Below are 17,897 nucleotides of genomic sequence, written 5' to 3'. Positions count from 1 at the left end.
CCCTGTTTCCGGGACGGATCCGGGATCGCCCGACAACTTATAAAAACGAGGATACCATGCAACTGACACGCCCCCTGCTTACCGCCGCCCTGCTGGGACTCAGCCTGAACGCCACGGCCCTGCCCTTTGCCACCTATGAAGCCCGCTCGGCCGGGATGGGCACCACCGGTGTGGCCAGCAGCAACATTGCCTCGGCCCCGTTCAGCAACCCGGCGATGCTGGCCGCCCAGCGCTTCGAGGATGATTTCTCCCTCACCGCCGGTCTCGGCGTGCAGGCGATTGATAACGAAAATCTGCTGGATGACATCGAAGACTTCAACGATGCCTACGACGCCAACGACCTTGCCGGCATGGATGCGGCGGCCAGCCGCGCCGACGGCAAGCGGATCGATGTGCTCGGCAACGGCGCGCTGAATGTCGGGTTCTCGGCGGAAAAGTGGGCCGGGGCAGTCAGTGCCAACCGCTATATCCAGGCCAACAGCGGCGTCCAATATGACGCGTCAAACAATGGCGCTGACTCCACCATCGATCTGGTCGGTCTGGAAGTCACCGAGATCGGCGTCAGCCTGGCCCGTCAGTTCGGCCGGTTCTCGGTCGGCTTCACCCCCAAATCGCAGTCGGTCACCTCCTATGACTCGGATTCGGTTCTGCTGCGCAACACCGAAGACCTGGGCGATCTGATCGATGCCGCCACCGAGGAAGGCGAGAAGGATCATGGCGGCGGCGTCAACGCCGATATCGGCCTGGTCTACCGGCTGGGCGAGGAGAGCCGCTGGCAAGCCGGGGTGGTGGTACGCAATATCAGTGAGCAAACCTACACGACCTCCGGCAACCGGACCGTCAAGATCGAGCCCCAGAGCCGGGCCGGCCTCGCCTATAACGGCGATGTGTTCACCGTGGCCGTGGATTATGATCTGAGCGAAAACGACCCGCTGGTCGCCGGGGGTGACAAGACGCAGATGCTGGCCGCCGGGCTGGAGTTCGATATTTTCAGCACCCTCAAGCTGCGCGCCGGTTACGCCAAAAATACCGCCGATGTCGCCGGTCCGGATGATGATCTGCTCTCCGCCGGACTGGGACTGAATATCCTCGGCCTGCAAGCTGACGCCGCGGTAATGGGTAACGACAACAACCTCTCCGGCTTTGTGCAGCTGGGCGTGCAATTCTAAGCTGTAAGCTGTGATATTACATTCTATGATTGTTTGGAAAATAACGCGGAGTTCGCGGAGACGCAGAGTCGCGGAGACAAGGATAATTGTTAATGTAGAAAAATGAATTATGCAGAAGCAGGCTGTCAGAATTGACAGAGCAACAAATATCCTGCAAACCAAACCAGGTTTCTCTGCGCCTCCGCGTCTCCGCGAACTCCGCGTTTGATTTCCATATGCGAAAATTTCCGAGACCCGACTGACAATACCTGCCTGCGAGCATTGCTACGGTAAACATTCTCTTTCTTGCACAAAAAAGCCCGACCATTACTGGTCGGGCTTTTTTTACGGGTTGCCGACAGCGTTACTGAAAGTCGGCCACCAGCGCCTTGCGGGTATCGTCACTGACGGTAATGCTGGTTGTCAGGTTCTCGTGGTCGACACCCATATTGATCGCCGCGCCGTTTTTAACCGCTTCGGCCATGGCCGGTTCAAACTCGAAGCGCATGAAGTGGACCGACGAGGTCTTGGTCTCGTCTTCCCGTTCCATATCCTCGTCGGCAATGGCATAGACCTTGTCGTGCCCCTCGATCTGAACCCAGACCTTGTCCTCCACACCGATCAGCTGGGCCAGGGCCTTTTTACGCTCCTCTTCATCTTCGTATTCGATCATGAAGGTGGCCTTGAGGTTGCTGCCATCGGGGATTAACGGGTTGTAGGCATCCAGTTCATCCTGGATCCCTTCCTGTTCAAAAATGCGTTCGACCCGCAACATCTCCTGAATCTGGTACTGGATAGTCAGCCGATCCTCGAAATACAAAGTCGCATGTTCCGACAGCGGGACCTTGCGGTACTTTTTATGCTCAAGAACCTTGCTGCGGAAATCCTTGCGTTGTTTCGCGTACTCTTCCAGCGACATCAGATCGTCACGTGTCAACGTAGCCATTATCAAACCTCTCGAATCTGCATGTGTATTCGGTCAAAAACAAAGCAACTAAAATCTCTCCACCAAGGCACAAAGACACCAAGTAATAAATTATTTATTTTCTTGGTGTCTTGGTGGTGAGTGCTTTTCCTCGTCCCTCGTAACTCGTCCCTCGGCCCTGTTGCTTATATACCGTAAGCAACTCGCAGCAGGGTCATCGGGTGTTCGGGATGCGAGCCGTCGCGCAGGCCGTTTTCGATCTGATGGCCGGCCATGATGCAGTCACTGGTGTAGTGGTCCGGTTCGGCCTGTTTGACCTTGTTGGTCACCGGGCGGCAGATTTTCATGGAGATCTCGTGGTACTCCTTTTTCACCGCGTAGGTACCGTCATGGCCCGAGCAGCGCTCGATGACTTCAATTTCGGTATCGGGTACCAGCTTCAGGGCGTCCCGGGTTTTCAGACCGATGTTCTGCACCCGCTGGTGGCAGGCCACGTGGTAGGCGACCTTGCCCAGCCTGTTGGGGAAGTCGGTGTTCAGTTTGCCTTCCTTGTGGCGCAGCATCAGGTATTCAAACGGATCGTAAAACGCCTGCTGGACTTTTTTGACATCCTCGTCATCGGGGAACATCAGCGGCAGTTCCTGCCTGAACATCAGCGCGCAGGAGGGAATCGGCGCGATCAGGTCATAACCTTCATCCACCAGTTTGGCCAGCGCCGGAATGTTGGCATCTTTGGCCTTCGCCACCGACTCCAGATCGCCCAGTTCCAGCTTGGGCATACCGCAGCACTGTTCCTTCTCGGCCAGCACCACCGGGATGCCGTTATGCTCCAGCACCGCGACCATGTCTTCATTCATGCCCGGTTCATTGCGGTTCCCGTAGCAGGTCGCGAACATCGCCACCTTGCCCCAGGTGGTTTCACCGGGATCGGCCTGCATATCGCCGCTGCCCTTGAAGCGCTGGCGATACGACTTACTTTCAAAACGCGGCAACGTGGCTTCGGCATGGATGCCGGTAACCGGCTGCATCAGCTTGCGCAGCGGTTTGATATTGTTCACGGTATTGACGGTCTGGGCGACCACCGGAATACCGGCGATCTTGCCCACCGTGTCGGTTGAGGAGAGCATCTTGTTACGGAAACTCGTGCCCTCTTTTTTGAATTTGACGGCCTTGGCGCGCAACATCAGGTGTGGAAAATCCACATTCCATTCGTGCGGCGGCACATAAGGACATTTGGTCATGTAGCACAGATCACACAGATAACAGTGCTCCACGACTTTCCAGAAATCGTCTTTGGCAACACCATCGACTTCCATGGTCTCGGATTCGTCCACCAGATCGAATAACGTCGGGAATGAGTGGCACAGGCTTACGCAGCGACGACACCCGTGACAGATATCGAAGACCCTTTCCAGCTCGTCGTTGAGTGCCTGTTCGTCATAGAACGACTCGCTTTGCCAGTCAATCGGATGACGAGTTGGTGCATCGAGACTACCTTCACGAACGTTTGAACCGGCCATGAGAGCTCCCTGTTGTTATCAAGTTTGGTGAAAACAGAAGTTGAAAAACCGGGATCAGGGTTCTGATCCCGGCTCTTTATCCTGTACAACGCCGGATCAGGAATCCAGGTTGTCCAGGGCCTTCTGGAAACGGTTCGCGTGAGAGCGTTCCGCCTTGGCCAGGGTTTCGAACCAGTCGGCGACTTCGTCGAAGCCTTCGTCGCGCGCGGTCTTGGCCATCCCCGGATACATGTCGGTGTATTCGTGGGTTTCACCCGCGATCGCGGCTTTCAGGTTGTCCGCGGTACCGCCGATGGGCAGACCGGTTGCCGGGTCACCGGACTGTTCCAGATATTCCAGATGGCCGTGGGCATGGCCGGTTTCACCTTCCGCGGTTGAGCGGAATACAGCGGAGACATCGTTGTAGCCTTCGACGTCGGCCTTGGCCGCAAAGTACAGGTAACGACGGTTAGCCTGGGACTCGCCGGAGAAGGCGTCCTTCAGACTCTGTTCGGTCTTGCTGCCTTTCAGTTCTGCCATTATCGTTTCCTCCATTTATCAATGACTTAGTGGAAAAATCAAAATTTAGACTCTGTCTAAATCGTGATAGTAAGATAGACCAGCCGCTTGCCCCTGTCAAGACTCAGTCTAAACCCTGCGCGGGTGGCTCACTTCGACTGCATGGGGCCAGAGCGCGTCAATTTAAAGCGTGGCGACACCATGTTCCTGGTTGCGGGGCTGTTTTCGGCGGATAAATCCCCCTATCATTAGCCCTGCGCCCAGGGCGCTGCAACTGTCTGAACCCTAGAGTATAAGTGCCGTGACCCAAAAAGATAGCAAAAAGAAAACCAGCAAAAAGACGGCGGCCAAAACCGCCGCCCCCGATTTCGAAAAATCCCTGGCCGAGCTGGAGGCGCTGGTGGAGCGCATGGAACAGGGGGACCAGACCCTTGAGCAATCGCTCAAGGATTTCGAACGCGGCGTCGCCCTGACCCGCAGCTGCCAGCAGGCGCTGAAAACCGCGGAACAGAAAGTCGAACAACTGCTGCAGCAAAACGGCCAGGAAGAGCTGGTCCCCTTTGAGCCGGATGATCAGTAAGCCGTGACCGAAGCACTGATCGAACAATGGCAACAGCGTGCCGACCGCGCGCTGGATCGCTGGCTCCCTACGGCGGAGACCCTGCCGCAACGCCTGCACCAGGCGATGCGCTATGCCGTGTTCAACGGGGGGAAACGGGTCCGCCCGGTACTCACCTACGCCGCCGGCCAGGCGCTGGGCGTGGCCCCCGAACACCTCGATGCGCCGGCAACGGCCGTGGAGCTGATCCACGCCTATTCCCTGGTCCACGACGATCTGCCCGCCATGGATGACGACGATCTGCGCCGCGGCCAGCCCACGGTGCACAGGGCCTTCGACGAGGCCACCGCCATCCTCTGCGGCGATGCCCTGCAATCGCTGGCCTTTTACGTCCTGGCCCGGCATCTGGATCCGCAGATTCCCGCCGCACAACGCCTGCAGATGCTCGATGATCTGGCCCTGGCCAGCGGCTCACGCGGCATGGCCGGGGGCCAGGCCATCGATCTGGGGGCCGTGGGGCGGGAGCTGAACATCGCCGAGCTGGAGAACATGCATATCCACAAAACCGGCGCCCTGATCCGCGCCAGCGTCAAACTCGGCGCCCTGTGTCGTCCCGGCATCGACCCTGACACCCTGCACCAGCTGGATCATTACGCCAAATGCATCGGCCTGGCCTTCCAGATCCAGGACGATATCCTGGATGTCGAAGGCGATACCGAGACGCTGGGCAAGGCCCGCGGGGCCGATCTGGCTCGCAACAAGCCCACCTACCCCGCCCTGCTCGGCCTGGAGGGGGCCAGGGATCTGGCGGCCGAACTGCTCGACGACGCCCTGGGCAGCCTGGCCGCCTGGGATGACCAGGCCGAAGCATTGCGCTGGATTGCCCGCTATATTGTGCAGCGCACACATTGATTTGCCCCGGGCGGCACAAACCCGCCGCAAGTTGCTATAATCCCTTTCTTATTCGCTACCTGTTCCGATGACCTGACCCCGATGTCCGATTCCGCGCTTTATCCGTTGTTGCACCGTATCGATACGCCCGGCGATCTGCGCCAATTCGAACAACCGGAGCTGCTACCCCTGGCCGATGAGCTGCGCCGCTTTCTGATCGAGTCGGTCAGCCGTACCGGCGGCCATCTGGCCGCCAGCCTCGGCACCATCGAGCTGACCCTGGCGCTGCATTATGTGTACGACACCCCCGAGGATCGGCTGGTCTGGGATGTCGGTCACCAGAGTTATCCGCACAAGATCCTCACCGGCCGCCGCGAGCGCATGCCGAGCCTGCGCCAGAAAGACGGCCTGAGCGGCTTCCCGCGCCGGCAAGAGAGCGAATACGATACCTTCGGCGTCGGCCACTCCAGCACCTCGGTCAGCGCGGCGCTGGGCATGGCCCTGGCCGCCCGCCAGCAGCAAAGCGATCGCCGCGCCGTGGCGGTGATCGGCGACGGCGCCCTGACCGCCGGCATGGCCTTCGAGGCCCTCAACCACGCCGGCGACATGGATGCCAACATGCTGGTGATTCTCAACGACAACGACATGTCCATCTCCCCCAATGTAGGCGGGCTGGCCAACCATCTGGCACGGATCCTCTCCGGCCGGCTCTACGCCTCGATGCGCGAGGGCAGTAAAAAAGTCCTCAGTGTCATGCCCTCGGTCTGGGAGCTGGCCCGGCGCGCCGAGGAACACATGAAAGGCATGGTGATCCCCGGCACCCTGTTCGAGGAGCTGGGCTTCAATTACATCGGCCCGGTCGACGGCCACGATCTCAATACGCTGATCAAGACCCTGCGCAACCTGCGCCAGCTCAAGGGCCCGCAGTTTCTGCACATCGTCACCAAGAAGGGCAAGGGCTACCCCCCGGCCGAGGACAACCCCTGCACCTATCACGGGGTACGGCCGTTCGATATCGACAGCGGCAAGCCCCATGCCGGCAGCCCGGCCGGCGGCCCCACCTACACCGAGGTCTTCGGCCAGTGGTTGTGCGACATGGCCGCCGCCGACGAGCGCCTGGTGGGCATCACCCCGGCCATGCGCGAAGGCTCCGGACTGGTCACCTTTGCCGAGCAGTATCCGGATCGCTATTTTGATGTGGGTATTGCCGAACAGCACGCGGTGACCCTGGCCGGCGGCCTGGCAGCCGACGGGATGAAACCGGTACTGGCTATCTATTCCACCTTTTTACAGCGCGCCTACGATCAGCTGATTCACGACATCGCCATCCAGAACCTGCCGGTGCTGTTCGCCATCGACCGGGCCGGTATCGTCGGCCCCGACGGCGCCACCCACGCCGGCAGCTTTGACTTGAGTTATCTGCGCGCCATCCCCAATTTAACCATTATGGCCCCGGCCGACGAGAATGAGTGCCGCCAGATGTTGAGTACCGGTTTCCAGTTAAACGGCCCGACGGCCGTGCGCTACCCGCGCGGCACCGGCATGGGGGTCGCGGTTGAACCGACGCTGGCGACCTTGGAAGTGGGCCGCGGTGAACTGCGCCGCGAGGGCAAGCGTGTCGCGATCCTCTCTTTCGGCGCCCTGCTGGGCAACGCGCTGGCCGCCGCCGAAGAGCTGGATGCCACAGTGGCCAACATGCGCTTTATCAAGCCGCTGGACACCGAACTGCTGCAACAACTGGCCGCCGACCACGATCTGCTGGTCACCCTGGAGGACAACGCGATCCAGGGTGGCGCCGGCAGTGCGGTGAGCCAATGGCTCGATGAACAACCCCACTCCGTGCGGGTGTTACATCTGGGACTGCCCGACGAATTTCTGGAGCACGGCAGCCGCGAACAGTTGCTGGCAACCGCCGGGCTGGATACAGAGGGTATAATCCGGACCATTACCGCGGTACTGGGCGAGCCGCCCCTTGCCAAACACGCGACACTCGCGTAAAGTCCCACTGAATCACTCAGGTATTATCATGGCGCCACGCTACACCATGACCATTGTCACCGACTTCGCCGCGGCACATTATCTGCGCGATTACGAAGGGGTCTGTAACCGGCTCCATGGCCATAACTGGAAAGTGGAAGTGCATGTGCAGGCCAGCGCCCTGGATCGGGTCGGCATGGGCATGGACTTCAAGGACATCAAGGACGCGACCCGCGGATTGCTGGGCGGCCTGGATCACTACAATCTGAACGACATTGCACCATTCGATCAGATCAATCCGACCGCCGAGAATATTGCCGCCTTCTTTTACAGCAAACTGTCGGATGTACTGAATTCCGACGTGGTGAAAGTGAGTGCCGTAACGATTTGGGAAACCGATCGCGCCTGCGTCACCTACACAGAGGACTAGAGCTCAATGAATGCCGTAACCGATCCCATCGAAGACGTACAAAGCAGTGCCGATACCCGCCGGATTCCGATCAACAAGGTCGGTATCAAGGATATCCGCCATCCGGTACGCATCCGCGACCGCAATGAAGGCGAGCAGCACACCGTCGCCTCGTTCAACATGTACGTCAATCTGCCGCACAACTTCAAGGGCACGCACATGTCCCGCTTCGTGGACATCCTTAACAACCACGAACGCGAGATTTCGGTGCAATCCTTCAAGGAAATGCTGGCCGAGATGGCCGAGAAGCTGGAGGCCGACTCCGGTCATATCGAAATGGCCTTCCCCTACTTCATCAACAAGAAGGCGCCTATCTCCGGGGTGGAAAGCCTGATGGACTATGACGTCAGCTTCATCGGCGAAGTTCACGATGGCAAAGTGCAAATGACGCTCAAGGTCATCGTACCGGTTACCAGCCTCTGCCCCTGCTCAAAAAATATCTCCGACTACGGCGCGCATAACCAGCGTTCCCATGTGACCGTTGCCGCCCGCATCGAGGAATTCGTCTGGGTCGAGGAGCTGATTGAACTGGTCGAATCGGAAGCCTCCTGCGAACTCTACGGCCTGCTCAAACGACCGGACGAGAAAAACGTCACCGAACGGGCCTATGACAATCCCAAGTTCGTCGAAGACATGGTCCGGGATGTGGCCGCGCGCCTGAACGCCGACAAGCGGGTCAGCTACTACGTGGTCGAATCCGAAAACTTCGAATCCATCCACAATCACTCCGCCTACGCCCTGATCGAAAAAGACAAAAAAGCGTAACCAGCTCACCGGTTAGTGACAATTTTCCAGGGAGGGAACTTAAACGCAGAGGACGCGGAGTCGCGGAGGCGCAGAGGTTATTGATTTGCTGCTTCTTGATTGTGTTATCAACTTTTCCCAAGCATCTTCTCCGGAATATCGCTGTCGTTCGAATATAAAAATAATTCTGTTCTCCGCGACTCTGCGCCTCCGCGTCCTCCGCGTCCTCCGCGTTAATTCCCAGAGAATCGAAAAGAGTCTCACCATTTCTTTTTCAGCACCAGCCGTTCCCCGTCGCGTTGCATTTCCAGTTGGCCGAGGAAGGACATGCCCAGCAGGATGATCCGGGGTGAGTTCCCTTCATGGACGAGGCCGGTGACGTTGTGCAGCTGGATATTGCCGACCTTGACCCGATCCAGTTTGACCTTGTAGGCCCGGGCCAGTCCGTTGGCCGTGGAGACGCGAGTGGGATCGCCCACCACGCGAAAGTCGATGCCCAGACGCCGGGCCTGGGCCTCGTTCATGGAGATGGCACTGGCACCGGTATCCGCAATGAAGCGGATCGAATAACCGTTGATGCTGCCACTGCCCAGATACATGCCCCGCTGACGATAAATGACAGCCTCGGCCATTTCGGGCCGGGAATAGTCGGTACTGATCTGGTTGCCGAGTTCATAGGTTTCCCGCCGACCATCGATTTCCAGTACCGCTTTATCACTGTCGGCGCGGATTAGCTTGATGCCCTGTGGCGTGGCCTCTCCCGGACGCAGGGTGTATTGCGTCCCCTCAACCTCCAGGATCACTCTGTCCCGAAACAGCCCCTGTATCTGCAGATCCAGTGCGTGGGCCGCCCGGCTTCCCGCCAACATCAGCACGATCAATACCAGTTGGCGAGGCAGGGAGGACATGGTTAACGTCGCTCTACCCGGTAGCGATCGCCACTTTGCTGTTGCAAATCGATACGCACCCGATCGGCTGACCAGCCATGGAGCTTGTCGTGCGCTTCCACCACCACGACTGTCATCTCCCCGGGAATGGCAATCCCCGACAGACTGCGGGTAAACGGCTGTTCGTTCTCATGGGGATGATGCAGGGTGCGCTGACCCAGTTCCTTGCCGTCAGGGGACACCACCCGCCAGGCGTCGGCGTAATGATCCCAGCCGGTATCGGCATGCTCCAGGGTGACATGGGCACGCCAGTTTTTCCCGGTCTCTTCCTGCAGCTCGACCTGGAGAATTTGCACATCGCCGGCCCGCGCCAGGAGAGTAAGTAAAAACAGGCTGACTGTGATTATTCCCTTCATAAAGTCCCTCCTGTCAGATAAATGATCACCTGCAGTACGATCGAGGCATACACGGCTGCCAGCAGATCATCCAGCATGATACCGATCCCGCCCGAGACGCGTCGATCCAGAAGGCCGATGGGCCAGGGCTTCCAGACATCAAACAACCGAAACAGGACGAACCCGGCGAGGATCCAGATCCAGTCGAACGGCACCGCGACCATGGTCAACAAATAGCCGACAATTTCATCCCAGACAATGGCCGGATGATCGTGGACACCCAGCCGTTGCGCGGTGGCCTGACAAAGATGGATGCCTATATATAAAAGGAATAGCGTGACCAGCAGATAAGTCACCGGCGCCAGAGAGGCCAGCAACAGATAAACCGGAATCGCCACCAGCGTCCCGGCCGTGCCGGGGGCCTTCGGGGCCAGCCCACTACCCAGCCCCAGGCTCAACAAATGGACGGGATTCAACAACAGACGGGGATCGACTTTACCTGGCATCAGCTCGACTCGTTAAAATGGCGATAACCCTGACCGGTTACAGACCTCGGGCTGCCGTCCTGTTCAAGACAACGTATCCCGGGTTCGACCTCGATCCGGCCGATACGGGTCAAGGGGCAATCCAGCTGCCCGGCGAGCACCTGGATATCGGTATGCCGATCGGCCGGCGCGGTAAAACAGAGTTCATAATCGTCCCCGCCGATCAGCGGCAGATCGCCGAGCCCGGAATCCGCGGCGATCAGGTCACGGGCCGCGGACGACAACGGCAAATCGGCGTATTGCAGGGCGGCGCCGCAATCGGCCGCCGCGCACACATGCCCGAGATCGGCCAGCAAGCCGTCGGAGATGTCGATACAGCTACTGGCCATACCGCGTAGCGCGATACCCAGCGAAAGCCGGGGTTGAGGCCGGTTAAGCCGACCGCACAGTTGCTCAGCCGCTGAATCACCGGCTTCCAGCCCGCCCTGTACCAGCCGCAAACCCAGTGCGGCATCACCGAGCGTCCCGGAAACCCAGATTTCCTCACCCGGCGCCGCGCCCTGGCGCGTCAGCGCCTGTCCGGGGGGCAGATACCCGGCGACCTGCACCGTGACCGTCAACGAGCCGCGTGTGGTATCCCCGCCAACCAGCTGCAGACCGTATTGCCCGGCCAGCTCCGACAAGCCCCGGCTGAACCCCGCCAGCCACTGTTCGTCACTTTGTTCGAGCGTCAACGCCAGAGTCAACCAGGCCGGTTCGGCCCCCATCGCGGCCAGATCACTGAGATTCACCGCCAGCGCCTTCCAGCCGATGTCATAGGGATCCGTCTCAAGCGGAAAATGCACCCCGGCCACCAGTGTGTCGATCACCACCGCCAGCTGCTGCCCGGCGGGCGGATCGATCACCGCCGCATCATCACCAATACCCAGCACCACATCGTCCCGCCCTGGTGTTGCCTGAGCGAAATAACGGGCGATGATGTCAAATTCCGAAAGCGGCATGGACCAGGCCCCAGGGCAGTTAAAGTATCATCGACTCTTGAATAGAGTGATTTAAAAACGCAGAGTTCGCAGAGTCGCGGAGGCGCAGAGAAAATTTATTTTGATCCACAAACTATAAAATTATGTTTCTTAAACTCTATGAAATTCAATTCCGAACAAAAACTTATTTTTCTCCGCGTCTCCGCGACTCTGCGTCCTCCGCGTTATTTTCAGTAAATTCGAGAAGTGGTAATCAACATTTGATTAGAATTTTTTGCTTTTATGGGCCTGCATTTCGATGCCACGCAGTTCGGCGGCGAGTTTGTCCATCACACCGTTGATGAATTTGTGGCTGGCTTCGGCGCCGAAGGTCTTGGCCAGTTCAACGGCTTCGTTGATGATCACGCGATAGGGGACTTCCGGTTTGAACTTGAGCTCAAACGCGCCCAGGCGCAATACGGCTTTCTCGACCGGGTCGATCTCGTCGTAGGGGCGCGTAATATAGGCGGTGATGGATTGATCGAGTTCGTCACTATGTTCGGCGACGCCGTTGCTCAACTCGCGGAAGTAGGCTTCATCCACATTACGCATCTGCTGATCGACGGCATACTGGCCGATGATCTTGTCTATGGTGTTTCCGGACAGTTGCCATTCATACAGGCCCTGCATGGCAAGGCGGCGGGCGCGGCTGCGGGAGCTGGATTTCATCTTGTTTACAGGTTCTTTAACAGGTTGACCATCTCGATAGCCGACATGGCCGCTTCGGCGCCCTTGTTGCCGGCCTTGGTGCCGGCCCGTTCGATCGCCTGCTCGATGGTATCCACGGTCAGTACCCCGAAGGCAACCGGCACATCCTGCTGCAGCATGACCGAAGACATGCCTTTGACGCATTCGCCGGCCACGTAATCGAAATGGGGCGTCCCGCCCCGAATCACCGCGCCCAGGGCAATGATGGCATCGTAGTTTTGGCCCTGCGCCATGCGCTGTACCACCAGCGGCAGTTCATAGGCCCCCGGGACGCGCACGATCTCGATATCGTTCTCATTCCCGCCATGGCGGGTGATGGTGTCCACCGCCCCCTGTAACAGGCTCTCCACGACAAAGCTGTTAAAGCGCGCCACGGCCAGCCCGAAACGGGCTCCTTTGACTACCAGTTCGCCTTCCACGGTTTTCATGGTCATTATGCTTTCCTGTTATTCCCCGTAAACGTATTCCACCACTTCCAGGCCAAAGCCGGAAAGTGCGTGCATTTTCTTCGGTGCGCTCAGTACGCGCATTTTCTTTACGCCAAGATCGGTCAATATCTGCGCGCCAATTCCGAAGGTGCGCAGATCCTCGCCCGATTCATAGTGTGGCAGATCGTGCCCCTGATCCTGTTCATTATACTGTTTTATGTGTGACACCAGGGTCTCCGATTCGCCCGCCAGGCGTAAAATGATCACCACGCCCCGCCCTTCATCGGCAATGCGCTGCATCGCGTCGCTCAGCGGCCAGCCGCAATCATCACGCTGACTGCCGAAAATGTCACACAGGGTGTCTTCCACATGGACCCGCACCAGCACGGGGTGTTTCGGATCGAGATCGCCCTTGACCAGCGCCAGGTGGACCTGGCGATCGATGCTGTTGCGATAGGCATACAGATGAAAATCACCATAACGGGTCGGCATGTTACACCCGGCGGCGCGCACGATGGTTTTCTCGTTGCGCATGCGATATTCGATGAGATCCGCGATCGTGCCGATCTTCAGATCGTGCTCGGCGGCAAACTTTTCCAGATCCGCACGCCGGGCCATGCTGCCGTCTTCATTAAGAATCTCGACAATCACCGACGCCGGCTCCAGGTCGGCCATGCGCGCCAGATCGCAACCGGCCTCGGTATGCCCCGCCCGGGTCAATACGCCGCCGGGCTGAGCCATCAGGGGAAACACGTGACCGGGCTGTACCAGATCCGAGGGTCTGGCATCGGGTGCCACGGCGGCCTGGATGGTCACGGAGCGATCGGCCGCCGATATCCCGGTGGTTACCCCCTCGGCCGCCTCGATCGACACGGTAAACGCCGTGGCATGCGCTTCGCGATTTTCCGTCACCATCGGCGGCAGGCGCAGGCGTTCGCAGCGTTCCTTGCTCAGGGTCAGACAGATCAGACCCCGACCGTATTTGGCCATGAAATTGATTGCCTCGGGCGAAATCTTTTCAGCGGCAATAATCAGATCGCCTTCGTTCTCGCGATCTTCATCATCCATCAGGATTACCATTTTACCCTGACGAATGTCCTCGATAATCTCTTGTGTACTGTTCAGTGCCATATGTCCTACTTGATAAAACCGTGTTCGGCGAGCAACGCCTCGGTCACGCCCTGACCCGATTGTGCCGCTTTGTCACCCAACAGTAAACGTTCCAGATAACGGGCGATGACGTCCACTTCCAGATTGACCCGCTGACCCGCCTGGAAATCACCCATGGTGGTCTGCGTGAGAGTATGCGGCACAATATTCAAATCGAATAGCGCCCCGTCCACGGCGTTAACCGTGAGACTGATGCCATCGACACAGATCGAGCCTTTGGTCGCGATGTAGCGCGCAAGCTCATCCGGGGCCTTGATACGAAATTTTACCGAACGCCCGGCCTCGGATCGTTCCACCACCTCGCCGATCCCGTCCACATGGCCGCTGACCAGATGGCCACCCAGATGGGTGGTGGGGGTCAGGGCTTTCTCCAGATTGACGCGGCTGCCGTTTTTGATCTCGGCGAAGGTGGTCCGCGACAGCGTCTCACCCGAGACATCCGCCCAAATCCCGTCACCCGGCAATTCCACCGCTGTCAGGCAGACCCCGTTGACCGCGATGCTGTCGCCCAGCGCCACATCCGCCAGCGACAATGTGTCGGTCTGGATGCGCACCCGTGCATCGGCGCCTTTGGGCTCGATCGCCGCAACCTTGCCCACCGACTGTATAATTCCCGTAAACATCGTCTGCTCGTCATTCCGGTTTGGTACTCTCAGACAGTATATCTGCGAGTCCAGGTCAGTAAATTTCACCACGAAGACGCGAAGACACGAAGGAAAAATTAAATCAATAAACTTCGTGTCTTCGTGGTTAGCTCTTTTTCAATCCCGCGGTGATTCGCCAGTCTTCTCCAACGGCACGGATATCCTTGATCTGTAGTGACAACCTGTCATCCATCGTTTCTATTCCCGGCAGGTGAAACAGGCCGCGGGCGGCGTCACCGAGCAGGGTCGGGGCCATATAGACGATCAGTTCATCGACCAGGCCGGCGTGCATGAGCGCCCCGGCCAGGGTGGCGCCGGTTTCCACGTGCAGTTCGTTGATTTCCATCTCGCCCAGTTGATCCAGCACCGCACCGAGATCGACATTGTTGCGTGCATTCGGCGGGACCGCGAGCACCCTGGCGCCCGCATTTTGCAGTTCCTCGCGCGCGGCCTGATCCTCGCTGCAGGTCATAATCACGGTCTGGCCGGGCTGGTGCAAAATTTTCGCCCCCGCCGGGGTACTCAGGTTGGTATCGATAATCACCCGCAGGGGCTGACGTTCGGTCTGGTCAAGGCGCACGGTCATCGACGGATCATCGGCCAGCACGCTGCCGACGCCGGTGAGGATCGCCGAGCTGCGCGCACGCCAGTGTTGCACATCCTGGCGCGCGGCCGCGCCGGTAATCCACTGGCTCTCGCCCGAGGCCATGGCGGTGCGTCCGTCCAGACTCATGGCCAGCTTCAGTCGCACCCAGGGGCGACCGCGCTGCATGCGCCGGATAAAGCCGGGATTGAGTTGAACGGCCTGCGCTTCCATCAGGCCGCTGTCCACGGTAATACCGGCGGCCTGCAACTGACTGATACCACCGCCGTCAACCTGTGCGTGGGGATCGCGCATCGCCACCACCACCCGGCTGACACCGGCCTGGATCAGCGCGTCACTGCAGGGGGGCGTCCGCCCCTGATGGCAACAGGGCTCCAGGGTGACATAGGCCGTACTGCCGCGCGCGGCATCGCCGGCCGCCTGCAGGGCATGCACTTCGGCATGCGCTTCACCGGCTCGTTCGTGCCAGCCTTCACCGACGATGGCGTTATCCCGCACCAGCACGCAACCGACCCGGGGATTGGGATCGGTGGTATACAGGCCGCGCTCGGCCAGCTGCAGGGCGCGGGCCATGTAACGGTGATCATCGGCGCTGAAGCTCATCCGGAAACGACCGCTTATTGCTTGTCGTCGTCATCCGGCAACAGGGACTGTTGCTGGCGTTTCATTTCCGGAGAGGGAACGCTCTGGAGTTTCTCGATCTCTTCCTGGAAGGCACTGACATCCTCGAAGCTGCGATACACCGAGGCAAAACGCACATAGGCGACCTGGTCCAGATCCCGCAGTTCCTGCATCACCAGTTCACCCACCTGCTTGGAGTCGATCTCACGTTCCCCCAGGGCCCGCAACTGCTTGAGGATCCGGTTCAGGGCATCCTCGATGGCGTCGGTATTGACCGGTCGCTTCTCCAGAGCCCGTTGCATGCCGGACCGCAATTTATCCTCATCAAACGGCTCGCGCCGGCCGTCTTGCTTGACCAGCCGCGGCATCACCAGCTCGGGCGTTTCAAAGGTGGTAAAACGTTCGTGACAGCCCAGGCACTCGCGCCGCCGACGCACGGCGGCGCCCTCGCCCGCCAGACGCGAGTCGATTACCTTGGTATCATCGGCGCCACAGAACGGACAATGCATCGATCAGTGCCGAGGGACGAGGGACGAGGGACGAGGAACAAAATATTTCTGTGTCATACCACTGCTTCCCGGTTCCATGAGTTATCCATATCGTCGCAATAGCCAGAAAAAAGGATCAAGCCTGTGGGCGCCATTTTTCCACCTCGTCACTCGTCCCTCGTAACTCGTCCCTGTTACTTGTAGACCGGATGCTTCTTGCAGAGATCCAGGACTTTCTTCTTGGTCTCGGCAATCACCTTTTCGTCGCCCTTGGCATCGATCACATCGCACATCCAGCCGGCCAGTTCCCGGCTTTCGGCTTCCCCGAAGCCACGGGTGGTGGACGCCGGGGTGCCGACACGGATGCCGCTGGTCACAAACGGCGACTGGGGATCGTTGGGCACGGCATTTTTGTTGACGGTAATGTTGGCATCGCCCAGCCAGGCATCGATGTCCTTGCCGGTCAGCTCCTGCTTGATGAAGCTGACCAGAAACAGGTGGTTCTCGGTGCCGCCGGAGATGACCTCGAAGCCGCGGCTCTGGAATACCTCGGCCATCACCTTGGCGTTTTTGACCACCTGCTGCTGATAGGCCTTGAAGTCGGGTTCCAGCGCTTCCTTGAAGGCGACAGCCTTGGCGGCGATGACGTGCATCAGCGGGCCACCCTGGGTGCCGGGGAAGACCAGTGAGTTGAGTTTCTTTTCAACGTCCGGGTTGGATTTGGCCAGGATGATGCCGCCACGTGGCCCGCGCAGGGTCTTGTGGGTGGTGGAGGTGGTCACATCGGCGATGTTGACCGGGCTCGGGTAAACGCCGGCGGCGATGAGACCGGCCACGTGGGCCATGTCCACCATCAGCCATGCACCGACCATGTCGGCGATCTCGCGAAAACGCTGCCAGTCGACCACCTGGGAATAGGCGCTGAAGCCGGCGACGATCATCTTCGGCTGGTGCTCTTTGGCCAGCTTCTCGACTTCGTCGTAATCGATGAAGCCCTGCTCGTCGATACCGTACTGCACGGCATTGAAAATCTTGCCGGAGAAGTTGACCTTGGCACCGTGGGTCAGGTGACCGCCGTGGGCCAGACTCATCCCCAGTATCGTGTCGCCGGGCTGCAACAGGGCCAGATAGACCGCCGCGTTGGCCTGGGAGCCGGAATGGGGCTGGACGTTGGCGTAATCAGCGCCGAACAGTTCTTTGACCCGGTCGATGGCCAGCTGCTCGGCCACATCGACGTACTCACAGCCGCCGTAATAGCGCTTGCCGGGATAGCCTTCGGCATATTTGTTAGTGAGTACTGACCCTTGAGCCTGCATGACACGCGGGCTGGTGTAGTTTTCGGAGGCGATCAGCTCGATATGCTCTTCCTGGCGCTGCTCCTCGTTCTGCATCGCCGCCCACAGTTCGTCGTCATAGCCTGCAATGGTCATGTCTCGTTTAAACATCAATTACTCCCGGTTTAGATAAAATACAATGAATTCAGAGCGTTACAGCCCAGCGCAGGGTGCGCCCGGGGCTGTCATGGCTCGCGCAAAGAAGCCGTAGTTTACCTGATCCGGGGATTTTTTTCATGGCGATCAGGGGTTTTGCCGGGGGAGCGCTGCGCGCACCCTGACCTGATCCCTGGACTCTCGCAAAGACGCTGAGCCGCCAAGAATAAAACCCACTGTTTTCTCCGCCGCCGCGGCGGCTTTGCGAGAGGGAATAGATAGATTGA

The 17,897-nt window shown here is 59.1% G+C and carries 20 protein-coding genes; 6 read left to right on the top strand and 14 right to left on the bottom strand.

Annotated elements, in window-relative coordinates; translation table 11 throughout:
• Window positions 1-56: 56 nt before the first annotated feature.
• Window positions 57-1,169 carry a conjugal transfer protein TraF gene (gene traF, locus EDC23_RS07835; protein WP_134083091.1) on the top strand — a complete coding sequence of 371 codons (1,113 nt, stop codon included), beginning with the start codon at window positions 57-59 and terminating at the stop codon, window positions 1,167-1,169.
• Between the two features lie 343 nt (window positions 1,170-1,512).
• Here traF and EDC23_RS07830 read toward each other — a convergent pair whose 3' ends face one another.
• From EDC23_RS07830 to EDC23_RS07820, 3 genes are all read right to left on the bottom strand, one after another.
• Window positions 1,513-2,094 carry a DUF3501 family protein gene (locus EDC23_RS07830; RefSeq protein ID WP_134083088.1) on the bottom strand — a complete coding sequence of 194 codons (582 nt, stop codon included), beginning with the start codon at window positions 2,092-2,094 and terminating at the stop codon, window positions 1,513-1,515.
• Between the two features lie 164 nt (window positions 2,095-2,258).
• On the bottom strand, window positions 2,259-3,593 hold the full coding sequence (locus EDC23_RS07825; protein ID WP_134083086.1) for a heterodisulfide reductase-related iron-sulfur binding cluster: 1,335 nt from the start codon (window positions 3,591-3,593) through the stop codon (window positions 2,259-2,261).
• 96 nt (window positions 3,594-3,689) lie between these two features.
• Window positions 3,690-4,112 (bottom strand): rubrerythrin family protein, encoded by a 423-nt coding sequence (locus EDC23_RS07820; RefSeq protein ID WP_134083083.1) that lies wholly within the window; start codon window positions 4,110-4,112, stop codon window positions 3,690-3,692.
• A 280-nt stretch (window positions 4,113-4,392) separates the two neighbouring features.
• Between EDC23_RS07820 and EDC23_RS07815 the strand changes: the two genes are divergently transcribed.
• The 5 genes from EDC23_RS07815 (at window position 4,393) to folE2 (ending at window position 8,752) form a co-directional block, all read left to right on the top strand.
• On the top strand, window positions 4,393-4,671 hold the full coding sequence (locus EDC23_RS07815) for an exodeoxyribonuclease VII small subunit (RefSeq protein WP_134083080.1): 279 nt from the start codon (window positions 4,393-4,395) through the stop codon (window positions 4,669-4,671).
• 3 nt (window positions 4,672-4,674) lie between these two features.
• Entirely contained in the window at window positions 4,675-5,562 is an 888-nt protein-coding gene (gene ispA, locus EDC23_RS07810; protein ID WP_208321321.1) for a (2E,6E)-farnesyl diphosphate synthase, read from the top strand.
• 81 nt (window positions 5,563-5,643) lie between these two features.
• Window positions 5,644-7,539 carry a 1-deoxy-D-xylulose-5-phosphate synthase gene (gene dxs / locus EDC23_RS07805; protein ID WP_134083077.1) on the top strand — a complete coding sequence of 632 codons (1,896 nt, stop codon included), beginning with the start codon at window positions 5,644-5,646 and terminating at the stop codon, window positions 7,537-7,539.
• A 28-nt stretch (window positions 7,540-7,567) separates the two neighbouring features.
• The gene (queD, locus tag EDC23_RS07800; RefSeq protein WP_134083074.1) at window positions 7,568-7,948 is read left to right on the top strand and encodes a 6-carboxytetrahydropterin synthase QueD; all 381 of its coding nucleotides are present in this window, start codon (window positions 7,568-7,570) and stop codon (window positions 7,946-7,948) included.
• A gap of 6 nt (window positions 7,949-7,954) precedes the next feature.
• The gene (folE2, locus tag EDC23_RS07795; protein ID WP_134083071.1) at window positions 7,955-8,752 is read left to right on the top strand and encodes a GTP cyclohydrolase FolE2; all 798 of its coding nucleotides are present in this window, start codon (window positions 7,955-7,957) and stop codon (window positions 8,750-8,752) included.
• A 239-nt stretch (window positions 8,753-8,991) separates the two neighbouring features.
• Here folE2 and EDC23_RS07790 read toward each other — a convergent pair whose 3' ends face one another.
• The 11 genes from EDC23_RS07790 to glyA all read right to left on the bottom strand — a co-directional run bounded on the left by EDC23_RS07790 (window position 8,992) and on the right by glyA (window position 17,625).
• Complete coding sequence (locus EDC23_RS07790; RefSeq protein ID WP_134083068.1) at window positions 8,992-9,639, bottom strand: retropepsin-like aspartic protease family protein; 648 nt, start codon at window positions 9,637-9,639, stop codon at window positions 8,992-8,994.
• 2 nt (window positions 9,640-9,641) lie between these two features.
• Window positions 9,642-10,034: a hypothetical protein gene (locus EDC23_RS07785; protein ID WP_134083065.1), complete on the bottom strand. Its 393-nt coding sequence runs from the start codon at window positions 10,032-10,034 to the stop codon at window positions 9,642-9,644.
• A complete protein-coding gene (locus tag EDC23_RS07780; protein WP_134083062.1) occupies window positions 10,031-10,519 on the bottom strand; it encodes a phosphatidylglycerophosphatase A family protein in 489 nt (162 codons plus the stop codon). The genes EDC23_RS07785 and EDC23_RS07780 overlap by 4 nt, the downstream gene beginning before the upstream one ends.
• Window positions 10,519-11,499, bottom strand: coding sequence for a thiamine-phosphate kinase (thiL, locus tag EDC23_RS07775; RefSeq protein ID WP_134083059.1), 981 nt, complete (start codon window positions 11,497-11,499; stop codon window positions 10,519-10,521). The genes EDC23_RS07780 and thiL overlap by 1 nt, the downstream gene beginning before the upstream one ends.
• A 243-nt stretch (window positions 11,500-11,742) precedes the next feature.
• The gene (nusB, locus tag EDC23_RS07770) at window positions 11,743-12,186 is read right to left on the bottom strand and encodes a transcription antitermination factor NusB (RefSeq protein ID WP_134083056.1); all 444 of its coding nucleotides are present in this window, start codon (window positions 12,184-12,186) and stop codon (window positions 11,743-11,745) included.
• 5 nt (window positions 12,187-12,191) lie between these two features.
• Complete coding sequence (gene ribH / locus EDC23_RS07765) at window positions 12,192-12,659, bottom strand: 6,7-dimethyl-8-ribityllumazine synthase (protein ID WP_166668807.1); 468 nt, start codon at window positions 12,657-12,659, stop codon at window positions 12,192-12,194.
• 12 nt (window positions 12,660-12,671) lie between these two features.
• Window positions 12,672-13,784: a bifunctional 3,4-dihydroxy-2-butanone-4-phosphate synthase/GTP cyclohydrolase II gene (gene ribBA, locus EDC23_RS07760; protein ID WP_134083053.1), complete on the bottom strand. Its 1,113-nt coding sequence runs from the start codon at window positions 13,782-13,784 to the stop codon at window positions 12,672-12,674.
• A 5-nt stretch (window positions 13,785-13,789) separates the two neighbouring features.
• The gene (locus tag EDC23_RS07755) at window positions 13,790-14,446 is read right to left on the bottom strand and encodes a riboflavin synthase (RefSeq protein ID WP_134083050.1); all 657 of its coding nucleotides are present in this window, start codon (window positions 14,444-14,446) and stop codon (window positions 13,790-13,792) included.
• Window positions 14,447-14,573: 127 nt separating this feature from the next.
• Window positions 14,574-15,674: a bifunctional diaminohydroxyphosphoribosylaminopyrimidine deaminase/5-amino-6-(5-phosphoribosylamino)uracil reductase RibD gene (ribD, locus tag EDC23_RS07750; protein ID WP_134083047.1), complete on the bottom strand. Its 1,101-nt coding sequence runs from the start codon at window positions 15,672-15,674 to the stop codon at window positions 14,574-14,576.
• Between the two features lie 14 nt (window positions 15,675-15,688).
• Window positions 15,689-16,201, bottom strand: coding sequence for a transcriptional regulator NrdR (gene nrdR, locus EDC23_RS07745; protein WP_134083045.1), 513 nt, complete (start codon window positions 16,199-16,201; stop codon window positions 15,689-15,691).
• A gap of 173 nt (window positions 16,202-16,374) precedes the next feature.
• Entirely contained in the window at window positions 16,375-17,625 is a 1,251-nt protein-coding gene (glyA, locus tag EDC23_RS07740) for a serine hydroxymethyltransferase (RefSeq protein WP_134083042.1), read from the bottom strand.
• Window positions 17,626-17,897 lie beyond the last annotated feature (272 nt).

The organism is Thiohalophilus thiocyanatoxydans (assembly GCF_004366735.1).
GTDB classification, from domain to species: Bacteria; Pseudomonadota; Gammaproteobacteria; order UBA6429; family Thiohalophilaceae; genus Thiohalophilus; species Thiohalophilus thiocyanatoxydans.
The sequence above is the reverse complement of the archived record's forward strand: the minus strand, read 5'-3'. Positions and strand labels throughout refer to the sequence as shown.